The organism is Mucilaginibacter litoreus (assembly GCF_042676805.1).
Classification (GTDB): domain Bacteria; phylum Bacteroidota; class Bacteroidia; order Sphingobacteriales; family Sphingobacteriaceae; genus Mucilaginibacter; species Mucilaginibacter litoreus.
The window spans coordinates 56991-70231 of sequence record NZ_JBHTHZ010000001.1 but is presented as its reverse complement, the minus strand read 5'-3'; the positions used below and the strand labels follow the sequence as shown (position 1 = coordinate 70231).

At 52.8% G+C, this 13241-nt stretch carries 14 protein-coding genes; all 14 read left to right on the top strand.

Annotation, left to right across the window (positions count from 1 at the left end; translation table 11 throughout):
- Positions 1 to 158: 158 nt before the first annotated feature.
- The gene (locus tag ACFQZX_RS00370) at positions 159 to 1115 is read left to right on the top strand and encodes a multidrug resistance efflux transporter family protein (RefSeq protein WP_377110757.1); all 957 of its coding nucleotides are present in this window, start codon (positions 159 to 161) and stop codon (positions 1113 to 1115) included.
- Positions 1112 to 2299: a galactokinase gene (galK, locus tag ACFQZX_RS00365; RefSeq protein WP_377110756.1), complete on the top strand. Its 1188-nt coding sequence runs from the start codon at positions 1112 to 1114 to the stop codon at positions 2297 to 2299. The genes ACFQZX_RS00370 and galK overlap by 4 nt, the downstream gene beginning before the upstream one ends.
- Entirely contained in the window at positions 2299 to 3237 is a 939-nt protein-coding gene (locus tag ACFQZX_RS00360) for an NAD-dependent epimerase/dehydratase family protein (RefSeq protein WP_377110755.1), read from the top strand. The genes galK and ACFQZX_RS00360 overlap by 1 nt, the downstream gene beginning before the upstream one ends.
- Entirely contained in the window at positions 3234 to 3614 is a 381-nt protein-coding gene (gcvH, locus tag ACFQZX_RS00355; RefSeq protein WP_377110754.1) for a glycine cleavage system protein GcvH, read from the top strand. Before ACFQZX_RS00360 ends, gcvH begins: the two co-directional genes overlap by 4 nt.
- A complete protein-coding gene (kbl, locus tag ACFQZX_RS00350; RefSeq protein WP_377110753.1) occupies positions 3607 to 4797 on the top strand; it encodes a glycine C-acetyltransferase in 1191 nt (396 codons plus the stop codon). Before gcvH ends, kbl begins: the two co-directional genes overlap by 8 nt.
- A gap of 551 nt (positions 4798 to 5348) precedes the next feature.
- Positions 5349 to 6623, top strand: coding sequence for an aminotransferase class I/II-fold pyridoxal phosphate-dependent enzyme (locus ACFQZX_RS00345; protein ID WP_377110752.1), 1275 nt, complete (start codon positions 5349 to 5351; stop codon positions 6621 to 6623).
- Positions 6624 to 6631: 8 nt separating this feature from the next.
- Positions 6632 to 7261 (top strand): TetR/AcrR family transcriptional regulator, encoded by a 630-nt coding sequence (locus tag ACFQZX_RS00340; protein ID WP_377110751.1) that lies wholly within the window; start codon positions 6632 to 6634, stop codon positions 7259 to 7261.
- Between the two features lie 447 nt (positions 7262 to 7708).
- A complete protein-coding gene (locus ACFQZX_RS00335) occupies positions 7709 to 8086 on the top strand; it encodes a hypothetical protein (RefSeq protein ID WP_377110750.1) in 378 nt (125 codons plus the stop codon).
- Complete coding sequence (locus ACFQZX_RS00330) at positions 8011 to 8577, top strand: RteC domain-containing protein (protein WP_377110749.1); 567 nt, start codon at positions 8011 to 8013, stop codon at positions 8575 to 8577. Before ACFQZX_RS00335 ends, ACFQZX_RS00330 begins: the two co-directional genes overlap by 76 nt.
- Positions 8578 to 8744: 167 nt before the next feature.
- The gene (locus tag ACFQZX_RS00325; RefSeq protein ID WP_377110748.1) at positions 8745 to 9386 is read left to right on the top strand and encodes a hypothetical protein; all 642 of its coding nucleotides are present in this window, start codon (positions 8745 to 8747) and stop codon (positions 9384 to 9386) included.
- 107 nt (positions 9387 to 9493) lie between these two features.
- Positions 9494 to 9835, top strand: a complete 342-nt coding sequence (locus ACFQZX_RS00320; protein ID WP_377110747.1) for a DUF4134 domain-containing protein — start codon at positions 9494 to 9496, stop codon at positions 9833 to 9835.
- Between the two features lie 12 nt (positions 9836 to 9847).
- Complete coding sequence (locus tag ACFQZX_RS00315) at positions 9848 to 10294, top strand: DUF4133 domain-containing protein (protein WP_377110746.1); 447 nt, start codon at positions 9848 to 9850, stop codon at positions 10292 to 10294.
- Entirely contained in the window at positions 10260 to 12740 is a 2481-nt protein-coding gene (locus ACFQZX_RS00310; protein ID WP_377110745.1) for a TraG family conjugative transposon ATPase, read from the top strand. Before ACFQZX_RS00315 ends, ACFQZX_RS00310 begins: the two co-directional genes overlap by 35 nt.
- Before the next feature lie 37 nt (positions 12741 to 12777).
- Positions 12778 to 13164: a hypothetical protein gene (locus ACFQZX_RS00305; protein ID WP_377110744.1), complete on the top strand. Its 387-nt coding sequence runs from the start codon at positions 12778 to 12780 to the stop codon at positions 13162 to 13164.
- Positions 13165 to 13241 lie beyond the last annotated feature (77 nt).

Here is a 13241-nt window from a genome sequence, read left to right as displayed (position 1 = left end):
TTGTTCTAACGATATTAAAACTACCGCGTTTTCTCCTGAATCTACCGGAGTTCGATGAGGCCTGAGGCTAATTTTGCTGTCGGTTTATAAAAATTACTGATCTTTTAATATAGTTCGGAGCGCCCGTTGTCAGGGCGGGCGCTTATTTGGAATTTGTTATGTCTAAACCTCATCTGATTACTGCTTTTATTTTGGCTGCCTTGAGCAGTGCGTTTATGTCTACGGGCATGATCGTGAACAGTCTGCTGGAGGGTCAGGGAATGAGCTGGACCTGGACGGCTTCGCTACGGTTTTTGCTGCTGCTGCCGATGCTGGTCGGGGTGGTGGCCAGCCGGAAGCGTTTATTGCCTTTACTGGCGGCTTTGCGTTCTTTACCGCTGGCGTTTCTGCTTTGGGGGAACCTGGGTTTTGGTGGGTTTTATACTTTACTGGTCTGTGCGACGCATTTTTTACCGGCCTGGCTGGTGACGGCGGCTTTTATGACGACGATCCTGACGGGTTTGCTGTTAGCGCCGCTGATCTATAGGGATCACCGGGCGGTTGTGCCGCGCCGGGCGCTGGCCTTGGCTTTGGGTTTACTGGCCTGTCTGGCTTTGATGGAGTTTGACCAGCTGCAGCATATGCATTATTCATGGTGGGCGGTCATCGGTTTGCTGCTGGCCTTTTTAGCAGCGGTGTTATGGCCGTTGTGTAATCGAATGTTATTGCTGCGGCTGGAAGCGCGCCGCTTGAAGCTGGATCCTTTGCAGCGTTCGCTGGGCATGACTTTGGGTAGTCTGCCGGTATTGATCACGCTGGCGGTTTATGCTTATGTACAATCCGGGCTGCCCGGCAAGGTGCAGCTGGCGGGCAGTCTCAGCGCAGCATTTTTTGCCGGGCTGATCGGTTGTGTATTATTCTTTAAGGCGTTGAACCTGACGCAGCGCCAGCCGATGGCGATGGCAGCGGTGGAAGCGATGCAGGTGCTGGTGATCTTTTTTACTTTATTAGGCGAGAGTCTGGTGCGTCAGCTTCGGCCACCCGGTCCCTGGGCATTGGCCGGGATGACCGGTGTGCTGCTGACCCTGGCGACCTATATTCAGCAGACCTTCAAAACAACACCTGAACTGTCATGAGTTTAAGAAAAAAAATTATTGTACGTGCCCCCGGCCGTATCAACCTGATCGGTGAGCATACCGACTACAATGGTGGTCTGGCCTTACCGATGGCTATCGATCGTTATATCGAGGTCACGGTTCGCCCGCGAACCGATGAACTTCTGGTGCTATGGTCACCCGAATTTGGTGGTATCAACCTGCCTTTGCAGGACCTTCGGCCGGCGCCGGGTACCTGGCATACTTATGTGCAGGGCGTTTGTCATGCGCTGCTGGAAGCCGGTCACCGCCTCGGAGGCTTTGAACTGGATGCCGGCGGCAATATACCGGTCGGTACAGGGATGTCCTCGTCGGCCGCGCTGTGCTGCGCAACGGTGATGGCGCTGAATGCCTTATTTGAATTAAAGCTGAACCGCCATGAAATGGCGCTGTTGGCCCAAAGGGCGGAACATACTTTTGCCGGTGTACAGTGCGGCCTGCTGGACCAGTATGCCTGCCTGTTCGCCAAAAAGGGCTATGCGCTGAAAATGGACTTCAGCACGCTGCAATTCGATTATATCCGGGTGGAACTACCCAAGCACAGTTTGTTGCTATTGGACAGCGCGGTGAAGCACAGCCTGGCTGCCACAGAATATAACCTGCGTAAACAGGAGTGCCGCCGGGCGCTGGAACTGGTGCAGGTGCGTTACCCGCGCGTTACCGCCATGCGGAATCTGTCGGTCAGCCACCTGCAGGAATGTGTCCTGCACGAGGATGCGGTTGCCTATAAGCGCGCACGCTTCTTCCTGGAGGAGAACAGCCGGGTGGAACAAGCCGTCGCCGCTTTGAAAGCCAGGGATATGGCCGCATTCGGCCGGTTGCTGAATGAAAGCCACCGTGGGCTGGCTGATTTATACCAGGTCAGCTGTCCGGAGATCGAAAAGCTCTGGCGGATGGCGGCGGTGCGCGACAATTTTCTGGGTGCGCGCCTGATGGGTGGCGGCTTCGGCGGCTGCACGCTGAACCTGACCAAAATGCCTGCTTCGGGCGGCTTGGCCAGCCTGGGCAAAGAATACGCTGAGTTCAGCGGAAAGGACCTGAAGCATTATTTGTTAAAAAGTGCAGATGGCGCGCAGGTGACAGGTCATAACGCTGCTCATCAATTGGTTGTCGCAGACGGGCCTCTCTCCGGGGCTCCTGCTGCGCTTAACCCTCAAACCACCTGATGATGAAAACCAGAGCTACCAGAATATTGGTTACGGGAGCTGCCGGTCAGCTGGGAACGGAACTGGCGAACGCGCTGCGGGAACGTCATGGTAATGCGGCAGTCATTGCAACAGATATCCGCGGCGGCAATCCCCTGAACGTGATGGATAAGATCGCCTTGCACCGTATGGTGATCGACGAAGGCATCACGGAGATCTATCACCTGGCTGCGATGTTATCTGCCAGCGGCGAACAATCGCCTCTGGTAGCCTGGGACCTGAATATGCAGGGCCTGATCAATGTGCTGGAAATAGCCAAAGCGCATGCTTTGCGGGTATTCTGGCCGTCGAGCATCGCTGTTTTTGGCGCTCATATCGACCGCACATTTACCAGGCAATTCAGTATCCTGGAGCCGGCGACCGTTTACGGTATCAGTAAGGCCAGCGGCGAGCTATGGTGCAAATATTACTTTGAAAAATACGGGGTGGACGTACGCAGCTTACGTTATCCCGGTCTGATCAGCTATAGTGCGCCACCGGGTGGCGGAACGACGGACTACGCGGTTGATATCTTTCTGCACGCGGCGAAGGGCGAAGTTTATACGTGTTTCCTTAAACCCATGACCACCTTGCCGATGCTTTATATGCCCGACGCTGTGCGTGCAACGTTAGAACTGATGTCCGCACCGGCCGATACGCTGACGGTCCGTACAAGTTACAATCTGCAGGGCGTGAGCGTGCGCCCGCTGGAATTTGAAGCGCATATCCGCGCCAGATTGCCAAATTTCAGGGTGAATTATCTGGCCGATTTCCGGCAGCGTATCGCAGATACCTGGCCGCAAGGGCTGGATGACGGATACGCACGCAGGGACTGGGGCTGGAAGCCGCAGTTTGACCTGCCGTCAATTGTTGAGGATATGCTGAAAAATTTGTTAAAATCTGAACCTGAAAAGAAATGACACCTGAAGAATTATTATATAGTAAGGATCACGAATGGCTGCGTCGCGAAGGCGATGAGGCCGTGATCGGTATCACCGATTTTGCCGCAGGGGAGCTGGGCGATATTGTCTATGTGGATGTGGACAAGATCGGGGAAACGCTGGCAGCCAACGCGGTCTTTGGCAGTATTGAAGCGGTTAAGACGGTATCTGATCTGTTCCTGCCTGCCGGAGGCACACTCCTGGCCGTAAATCATTTGCTCGCCGATGAACCGGAACTGGTAAACCAGGACCCTTATGGCGAAGGCTGGCTGATCAAAGTGAAACTCAATAACCTGAACGATCTGGACCAGCTGTTGAACGCAGCGGCCTATAAGGAACTTACCGGCCATGTATAAAGATTTACAATTACAGTTGCAGCAGGAGCTGCGGGATCTGCAGGCGCTGGGCCTGTATAAAGTGGAGCAAATGATTACCTCGCAACAGGGGGGCTCCATCTCTTTAGCGGATGGCCGCGAGCTGATCAATTTTTGTGCGAACAATTACCTCGGTTTATCGGCGGATCCGGGGATCGTATCGGCAGCAGTGGATACGCTTTGCTATCGCGGGTATGGGATGTCTTCTGTTCGCTTCATCTGCGGTACGCAGGATATCCATAAGCAGCTCGAAGTGAAGCTCAGTGAGTTTCTGGGTATGGAGGATACGATCCTGTACGCGGCGGCCTTTGATGCCAATGGCGGGGTGTTTGAGCCTTTGTTCACTGAGCAGGATGCGATCATTTCGGATGAGCTGAACCATGCTTCGATTATTGACGGCATTCGTTTGTGTAAGGCGCACCGCTTCCGCTATGCGCATAATGATATGGAAAGCCTGGAAAAATGTCTGCAGGCGGCGGTGAATTACCGGCACCGGCTGATCGTGACCGATGGTGCCTTCAGTATGGATGGTACGATCGCGCAGCTGGATAAGATCTGCGCGCTGGCGGAGAAGTATAACGCCCTGGTGATGATCGATGAAAGTCATTGTACGGGTTTCCTGGGGAAGACGGGCCGGGGTACGCATGAATACCATCAGGTGATCGATAAGATCGATATCATCACAGGTACGCTGGGAAAAGCTTTGGGCGGGGCATCCGGTGGCTTCACCTCTGGACGTAAGGAGATCATTGAAATGCTGCGTCAGCGTTCACGCCCCTACCTGTTCAGCAATACGCTGGCACCGGCGATCGTAGGCGGTTCGCTGGCGGTACTGGATCTGTTAGCTCAGCGTACGGAACTGCGGGATAAGCTGGAGCGGAATACGGCTTTGTTCCGGGCCAGAATGACAGCGGCGGGGTTTGATATTCAGGAAGGCGGGCATCCGATCGTTCCGGTGATGCTGTATGATGCGGCTTTGACGCAGCGTTTTGCGGCCCGGATGCTGGAGGAAGGGATCTATGTGGTGGGTTTCTGTTATCCGGTGGTGCCGAAAGGCAAGGCCCGGATACGGGTGCAGATCTCGGCGGCACATGAGCCGGATCACCTGGCGGCGGCCGTTACGGCTTTTGTCCGGGTAGGTAAGGAGCTGGGCGTGCTCCAATAAAATTGATGGTTTAGGTGCTTTGGCAGCTCCGCAAGTCGGGGCGCCATTGCTTTGATAATATTCGCTTCGTTCTTTATCGTTTTTTTCATTTGCCGTTAAAATGATTTCAGTTAAAAAAATAGTTAAAAAAATAAGGGAGCGCCGTCAAGGCGTGACGGGCTCCTTATTTAATGCCCTGTTGGATGGCAGGTTCCGGATTCGGTATGGCGGAAGCTGAAGCAAAGGTGGGGAAGAGGGCAGTGTATTACTGTCTGCGCTCTTCTGCATCTGTTTGTACAGGCAGTTGAATAGTTTGTTTAATTAGGGGAGCGCATGCCGGGTAGCCGGGTGCGCTTTTTTGATAGCCCGTTATTGGGTTTATCGCTGGTTGTTGGTAGCTGGATTGGAATAGGCAAGTAGTGAAATTTAAATAGTAAAGTGCTGGTTATGAGCGTTTTTATTTTAGTCGGTTAAATTTTTAAATAAAAGTTAAGAAAAGCGCGGCTATGTGACCACTACCACCGGAGGTTGTACTTTAATTTTGAGTTGAACCTATAAAATAAAGGATGCTTATGAAAAAATTAGAACTGGAAAAAGCGAGTTTCAAGGACTTTGAGAATATGCCCGGGCTGAATGCTTACGGCTGGGCCAGGGAGTTTGCGGGCTATGTAGCGAACTGGAACAGGCGGGGCCACTGGAACTACCAGCAGGAGAGCCTGACGGGTTGTGCGCCGGAGGTGGAACTGAACCTGCCGGGTAATCCGAACAGGTCCTTTGTGGCGCTGGTATTCAATGATTACCTGGGGTTTGCGCAGCACCCGCAAGTGAAGGCGGCAGCGATCGCGGGTATTGAAAAGTATGGGGTGGGCGCTGCGGCCAGTCCGGCTATCGGCGGGCATATGAGTTATCACCGGGAGATCGAGGAGAAGATCGCGGCTTTCTTTAAACGGGAGGCGGCGATGCTGTATACGACGGGTTATACCGCCAACAGCGCAACGATGCAGGCCCTGCTGAAAAAGGAGGATCTGGCGATCCTGGACATGGGTGTGCATGCGAGTATTTACGAGGGTTGCCAGTTGACGAACGTGAAGACCTTTCCGCATAACAATATGGAAAAGCTGGAAAGGATCTTACAGGAGACGCAGGATATGTACCGGACACGGATGGTGATCATTGACGGGGTGTATTCGCAGCAGGCGGATATCGCTTTTCTGGATGAGATCGTCAGACTGGTCAAACATTACGGCGCTTACCTGGCGATGGATGATGCGCATGGTGTCGGCGTGCTGGGAAAAACGGGACGCGGGGTGATCGAGCTGTATGACCAGTTTAAGAACGTAGATATTATTACGGGGACGTTCAGCAAGACCTTTGCCCACCTGGGCGGTTATGTGGTGGCGGATACGAACCTGATCAACTTTTTAAAGTTCCAGGCGCGGCAGCATATCTTTTCGGTAACCGCGACACCCGCTTCGGTTGGTATCCTGAAAAGTATCGATCTGATCGATGAGGAGCCGTTCTGGAAAACGCGGCTGTGGAACAATATTGAATACCTGAAGGCGGGTCTGCGGGAGCTGGGAGTGGATACGGGGAATACGCAGTCGGCCATTATCCCGGTGATGACGGGGGATCCGGCTTTGAATGCGGAGGCCTGTAAGCTGCTGATGGAAGCAGGGGTGTATGCGAACCAGATCGGTTATCCGGCGGTGCCCCGCAAGAATGCCCGGATCCGGATGAGCCTGATGGCGACGCATACGCGGGAGCACCTGGACAGGGTACTGAACGCCTGGGAATGGGTAGGTAAGAAACTTTCTTTGAGAAAGGAGGTGAATGAAGCATTTACTTAAATCTATATATGGCAAAACGAGACAAGGACGAAACAATGAAGCGATTGGTCGCCGCGGTAGGCGAGATCCTCAGGGAAAAGGGTTACACAGGCTTGGGGATCAATAAGATCGCCTTACAGGCGGGGGTAGCGAAAGAGCTGATCTATCGGTATTTTGATGGATTGAACAACTTACTCCGAACGTATATCGGCGGTAAGGATTACTGGATGCCTTTGCTGGAGCAGTTAAATACCGCGCGGCTGGAGACGGAAGATGAGCTGCTACGCTTATTTGTGGGTCTGCTGCAGGAACAGTTCCGGTTCTTTTATGCGGAGCCGGAGATGCAGAAGTTCATTCTCTGGCAGATCTCAGAGGTGAATACGCTGATGCGGAGCATCTCGGAGAAAAGAGAAGAGGAAGGCGCGAAGCTGCTCGCGCTGACGAATGCGCACTTCGCGGATACAACGATCAGTTTTCGGGCGATCGTGGCCTTATTGTTAGGCGGGATCTATTATCTGGTGCTGCATGCGGAAAGTAATAAGAGTACGGTGGCCGGTATTGATATCCGTCGTGAGAAGGATCGGCAGGAGGTGCTCGACGCGATCGAACAGGTGCTGACCTGGGCCTGGGAGAAGGCGACGGAAAAGAAGGCGGGTTAAACTGGTTTTTATTTATATTTTTACGGAGGATTTAACATAATACCACAACACAGAAATACGTTTTAATTACATATAGATAACCTACAGCGTTCACTACGTTCCAATAGATAAAAGTCGAAATTTATAAAAAGGAAGAACAAGAGTGCAACGCCTGCCAAAGCGCGGGCTTGCTTGTCTTTTCCTTTAGGGCTTCGACTCCCTTTCTGTTGATTCAGGCAATGTCCCGCGCCTTTTTAAGGTTTCCTTCGGCAGCCCTGCCGGTATTAAGCGGGTTTTTTAATTACAGTTTATTTGATGGTTTTGCTCTGACGCATGCTTTTGCCTGGGTCCGGCTACGCCTTTGTTAAAAATTTAATTCTAATGTTTATGAGATGACGGCTACTTTTTGCCGGGTCGAATGGTCAGGTGCGGGAACGCACCGTTCGCCCGGCGCTCACTAAATGTAGTATGATGTTCAGAGAAGATTGTGAAAACCGGTATGTCCGTCTGAAGGACCTGCTGGAAGGAATTGCCGTACAGGACGCCCCGGCGTTGGAGCGAATGACGACCGCTGTTACAGCGGTCAGGGAAGAGCTGCAGGAGCTGCGGGCTTTGGTGTCGGGTTCCGGTTTTGCGGATGCGGCGGAAGAGATCTGGTTCTTTAAGACGATGAAGCCGCAGTTTTATGCGCTGCTGATCTATGAGGTTTCGCGCTATAACCTGGAACAGCAGCAGCCGGCAGCGACCCGCGAGGGCTGCGCGATTATTATTTGCAGGAGCTGGAGGCGATCCGTCGTTTTTTCCGGCAGTATGCTTTTCTGTATGCCTATTTCCGCCAGGGGATGATGGAAATGGATCATCTGTATTTTATCCGCGGGGAAAGGGTGCAGCACCTGCTGCTGCCGGATGTGTCGGAACCCGACCCTAATTTTTCGACCGCGGCGGATTATCTCTATTCAAAATTCAGGGCTTTGGAACGGCAGCAGGAATGGCTGCTGGCGCAGATCAGCGCGCTGGAACCGCAGGGCGGTCCGGTCAAACGCCTGCGTTCGCTGCGCTGGACAGGCGAAAGTATCAACCTGGTGGAGCTGGGTTACGGGCTGTTCTATTCCGGTCAGTTCAACAACGGTAAGGCCGGGATCGGCGAGATCTTTTCCTGGCTGGAGGAAAACCTGCAGGTGAGTATCGGGATACCGGCCCGCCGCTTTGTGGAGATCAGCCGCCGCAAGCGGCTGAGCCGGACGAAGTTCCTGGATAGCTTAAGAGATGCGGTGAATAAGAAGGCGGATGAGGGGGATGCTTATGTACCGGGTAAAGGAAATTCAAAATGGGACTAAGGATGGAGGGGCTGATGGGTAAAGGAAGATTTGGTTTTAAGAACAGATTCCGGATTTGCAGTCGGTTTCTAAAGTCTTGTTTTTCACGTAGATTCTGGCTATTTGTGACAACTTGCCTAATTGCCTTTTCGATTCGGTACAACTTTGCTTTCGTTAATGCTGTCGCGATGCAGCGGCAGTTAAATCCAAATGCGATGATCTTACATCAATTCACCTGGCAGCATTTTCTGATCGCTGCCGCTGTGCTGACCCTGGTCTGGCACGGCTTTTTATTGATCTCCTGGTACCTGAAAGGGAAGACGGGTGGTAGTGCTGACCAGGCTGTTATCGGCCGAAGGGCAGGCGGCGCTGCGGATTCGTCTCTGGTAGCCAATGAACCTTTGCCGCACCAGTGGGAACGCGGCGTGGATGTGCTGGAAAGCAGCGAGGAGGAGCTGATGGGTAAGGCGCAGGAAGTACCGGGTTTGAGTCGGGTGAGTATGTCCGATATCCGTTTTGCGGTGCCGGAAGTGGTTTACCCGGCGGCGGATCAGCCCGGCTTTCTGCAGGGGACGGTGGCGGATTTCCTGGAAGAGCTGAAGCCGGTGTTTGATTATGCGGGGCGTTACCGCAAAGGGCTGCTTACTTTTCTGGAACACCTGGAGGCTTTACTGGGCCGTTATCCGGAGATCCGGCAAAGCCCGAACTGGCAGGCGGTGCTGGCGCATATCGTCGGGCTGGGTACGGAGCAATTGCCTTTTGAATTGCAGGCTGCGGATGTCGAAGCTTTCCTGGATGACCCGGAAGGGTTCGCCATCAGGGCTGAGTAGCCTGGTTGTTAAACTAATGATTTACTGATTTCTGGTTTCCGGCAGACAGCAGCTCCTGATGCTGATCGGAGAACTGTTGCCGGATCTTTTAAAATAGGAGTGCTTTTATGAACAAAAATAGTTGGAACAGGCCGTTTCAGGTATCGCTCAGGCGGGTGTATTTCGCAGTGGCCGTCATTGGCCTGGATCTGCTGGCCACGCTTGGTTACGGGCAGGATGGCAACGCGGGTATACAGGAGGCGACCAATAAGGTCAAGGGATATTTCGATACGGGCTGCAGCCTGATGTATGCGATCGGCGCGGTGGTCGGGATCATCGGGGCGATCAAGGTCTTTAATAAATGGAACGCCGGGGAGCCGGATACGAATAAGGTGGCCGCGGCTTGGTTTGGTTCCTGTGTTTTCCTGGTGATCGTGGCAACTGTCTTAAAATCCTTTTTCGGGATCTGATCCGGTTTTTAAATGATGACCGGCATAGGTTTCATAATTGGAGGCTTAGCGCGTGGTTTTTGTTGGTTTTTATTTTCTTTTTCTGCTATGAGTTCGATCTATCATATCAATAAAGGGGTGTCCAAACCCATCGTGTTCAAGGGTTTGAAAGCGCAGTATATCGCTTATCTGGCCATAGGGCTGGTGGTCCTGCTGATTCTGTTCGCGGTGCTTTATATCTGCGGGCTGTCCTTGTGGCTCATTTTACCGCTGGTGTTCGGTTCGGGCGGCCTGCTGGTGTTCTCCGTGTTTCGGCTGAGCCACCGCTTCGGTGAGCCTGGCCTGATGAAGTTTCTGGCCAGACGGGGATTACCGGCTTATATTCGTTTTGATTCGCGGTCTTTATTTGTGGGCTTGTGCGGTGGTCGTATCCATAAAATTATCAATGGCAAAGGAGGCGATGATGAAAGAGGCTGCTGATCTGTTGCCGGTGTTCAAGGTAGAACACAATTGTATCGTCTCGATGCAGGGTGATGTCACGGTCGCTTATGCCGTGGAACTGCCGGAGCTGTTTACGCTGTCCGACCGGGAGTATGAGGCCTATCACCAGGCCCGGGTCAGGGCGATCAGGGTCCTGCCGCAGCATTCGGTGTTTCATAAGCAGGACTGGTTCACAGAGAGCGCGGTACAGGCTGATTTTAAGGCTTTAGGAGAGCGCTTTTTATCCCGGTCAAGTGAACGGTTCTTTAATGAACGGCCTTTCCTGGATCACCGCTGTCTGATCTTTCTGACCAAGAAGCCGGAAGGACGCAAGGTATCTTCCTCCGTGTATTCGAATGTATTACGCAAATCCATGGTGCCGCCGCAATTGTTAAATCCATTGCTACAGCAGGATTTCCTGGATAAGGCGGGTCAGTTCGAGCGGATCTTATCGGATACGGGTTTTGTAGGGCTACGTCGCTTGGGTGATGAAGAACTGGCGGGTACGACGCTCAGCGCAGGAGTGATCGAGCAGTATTGCTTTTTATCGGCGGGTGAGACGATTCCTTTATTGCGGGATATCCGGGTGAAGGAGGGGCTGAAGGTGGGTGAGAAAAGCTGTGAGCTGTATACGCTGGCAGATGCGGATGACCTGCCTGCGCTGTGCGGCAGCCGGATCAGTTACGATAAGTATTCGACGGACCGCACAAAGTTCAGTATCGGCTTTGCCAGCCATTTGGGGGCGCTGCTGGACTGCAACCATATCCTGAACCAGTATGTGCTGATCGATGATGCGCAGCAGACGATCAAACGCCTGGAAGCGAAGAAGCTGCGTCTGCAGTCTTTGTCGGGTTATTCCAGGGAAAATGCGGTGGGCCGGGACGCCTGTAATGATTTCCTGCAGGAAGCGATCGCGGAAGGCCGTCTGCCGGTCAAGGCGCATATCAATGTGCTGGCCTGGTCGGACGATCCTGCGCGGCTGAAGGAAGTGAAGAATAAGGTCTCGTCGGCGATGGCGCAAATGGACGCGGTGGCAAAACTGGAAACGGACGGACAGGCGCAGATCTGGTTCGCGGGTATTCCGGGCAATGCGGCGGATTTTCCGATGAACGATACGTTTGATACGTTCCTGGAGCAGGCGACCTGTTTCTTTAACCTGGAAACGAATTACCGTTCCAGTTTAAGTCCCTTCGGAATCCGCATGGGTGATCGCTTAACCGGCAGACCGGTACAGGTGGATATCTCGGATGAGCCGATGAAACGCGGCTGGACAACGAACCGCAATAAGTTCATTTTAGGGCCTTCGGGTTCGGGTAAGTCTTTCTTTACCAACCACATGGTCAGGTCGTATTACGAACAGGGTACGCACATCGTGCTGGTGGATGTGGGGCATAGTTATAAAGGCTTGTGTGACCTGGTGAGTGGCTATTATTTTACGTACGGGGAAGGTAACCCGATCCGTTTCAATCCTTTTTATCTGACGGAAGGGGATACGCTGGATACGGAGAAGAAAGAAAGTATCAAGACCTTATTGCTGGCGCTCTGGAAGAAGGATGATGAAAGTTTCCGCCGTTCGGAGTACGTGGCCTTATCGAATGCGTTGACGGGTTACTTCGAACACCTGGCTGCTTATCCGGACGTATTTCCCTGCTTCAATACCTTTTATGAGTACTTACAGGAGCATTACCTGGGTGTGCTGGAAAAGGGCCGGGTGAAGGAGAAGGACTTTGATGTGGCTAATTTCCTGTATGTGCTGAACCCTTATTACCGCGGCGGGGAGTTTGATTACCTGCTGAACGCGACGGAGAACCTGGATCTGCTGAATGAGCGGCTGGTGGTGTTCGAGATCGATGCGATCAAGGATCATCCGATCCTGTTTCCGGCGGTCACGCTGATCATTATGGAGGTGTTCATTTCCAAGATGCGGAAGCTGAAAGGGGTACGCAAGATGATCCTGATCGAGGAGTGCTGGAAAGCGATCGCCAAGGAAGGCATGTCAGAGTATATCAAGTATCTTTTCAAGACCGTGCGGAAGTTCTTCGGTGAAGCGGTGGTGGTCACCCAGGAGGTGGAGGATATCATCTCTTCACCCATTGTGAAACAGGCGATCATCAATAACGCGGATTGTAAGATCCTGCTGGATCAGAGCAAGTACCAGAACAAGTTCGATGCGATCCAGGAGCTGATGGGGCTCACGGATAAGGACCGGGCCATCATTCTGTCAATGAACCGGGCGAATGATCCGAAACGCAGGTATAAGGAGGTGGCCTTTGTGCTGGGGCAGCAGACGAAGGTGTACCGGACGGAGGTATCGGAAGAGGAGTACCTGGCCTATACGACCGAGGAAAGTGAGAAAATTAAGGTGGCGGCCTATGCGAAAAAGTACGGGAGTATGCAGAAAGGTATTTCGGTATTGGCGGAAGAGCTGCGCCGGGCTAAGGCGTAGTGTTACAGGCTTATTTGTAAATTTTAACTGTTTACTGATGAAGAATTTATGTGGTTCTATCTGGGTTTTGGGTTTAGGTGGTTTGTCATTGCTGCTCACCGGCTGCGGCGGGCGGGGCGAGCAGGTCGCTGCTTTTATTCCGGGTAAATATGTGCATGCCTCGGCAGGTGCTTACAGTCGTGCGGAAGATACGCTGATCATTACGCTGGTCGGCGCGCAGAATTACCGGATCGAACGCCGTGCCGGCTTTCAGCCGCTGCGCAACGGGCAGTTGTTGCCGAAACGTTTTAAAGTAGAAGTGCTGAGCGGGGATTATGATCCGAAAAAGCAGGTGCTGTTTGAAACGACCAAGGGAAGGGTGTTTGCCTTTGATGTGCAGAAGGGCTTGCTGCTGGTGAACAAAGCGGTTTACCGGAAGCTGTAGGTGTGTGGTTGGGGGTATCCCCGGCTGTGTTAATCAATTAATTTAAGAATGTTTTAAGATGCCTCCCCTTTGGGGAG

Excerpts from the sequence above, each read along its gene's own strand:
- ACFQZX_RS00370 (WP_377110757.1), top strand. The coding sequence starts at position 159 with ATGTCTAAACCTCATCTGATTACTGCTTTTATTTTGGCTGCCTTGAGC.
- ACFQZX_RS00310 (WP_377110745.1), top strand. The coding sequence starts at position 10,260 with ATGGCAAAGGAGGCGATGATGAAAGAGGCTGCTGATCTGTTGCCGGTG.
- kbl (WP_377110753.1), top strand. The coding sequence starts at position 3,607 with ATGTATAAAGATTTACAATTACAGTTGCAGCAGGAGCTGCGGGATCTG.
- ACFQZX_RS00320 (WP_377110747.1), top strand. The coding sequence starts at position 9,494 with ATGAACAAAAATAGTTGGAACAGGCCGTTTCAGGTATCGCTCAGGCGG.
- ACFQZX_RS00335 (WP_377110750.1), top strand. The coding sequence starts at position 7,709 with ATGATGTTCAGAGAAGATTGTGAAAACCGGTATGTCCGTCTGAAGGAC.
- gcvH (WP_377110754.1), top strand. The coding sequence starts at position 3,234 with ATGACACCTGAAGAATTATTATATAGTAAGGATCACGAATGGCTGCGT.
- galK (WP_377110756.1), top strand. The coding sequence starts at position 1,112 with ATGAGTTTAAGAAAAAAAATTATTGTACGTGCCCCCGGCCGTATCAAC.
- ACFQZX_RS00305 (WP_377110744.1), top strand. The coding sequence starts at position 12,778 with ATGAAGAATTTATGTGGTTCTATCTGGGTTTTGGGTTTAGGTGGTTTG.
- ACFQZX_RS00325 (WP_377110748.1), top strand. The coding sequence starts at position 8,745 with ATGCAGCGGCAGTTAAATCCAAATGCGATGATCTTACATCAATTCACC.
- ACFQZX_RS00360 (WP_377110755.1), top strand. The coding sequence starts at position 2,299 with ATGATGAAAACCAGAGCTACCAGAATATTGGTTACGGGAGCTGCCGGT.
- ACFQZX_RS00340 (WP_377110751.1), top strand. The coding sequence starts at position 6,632 with ATGGCAAAACGAGACAAGGACGAAACAATGAAGCGATTGGTCGCCGCG.
- ACFQZX_RS00315 (WP_377110746.1), top strand. The coding sequence starts at position 9,848 with ATGATGACCGGCATAGGTTTCATAATTGGAGGCTTAGCGCGTGGTTTT.
- ACFQZX_RS00345 (WP_377110752.1), top strand. The coding sequence starts at position 5,349 with ATGAAAAAATTAGAACTGGAAAAAGCGAGTTTCAAGGACTTTGAGAAT.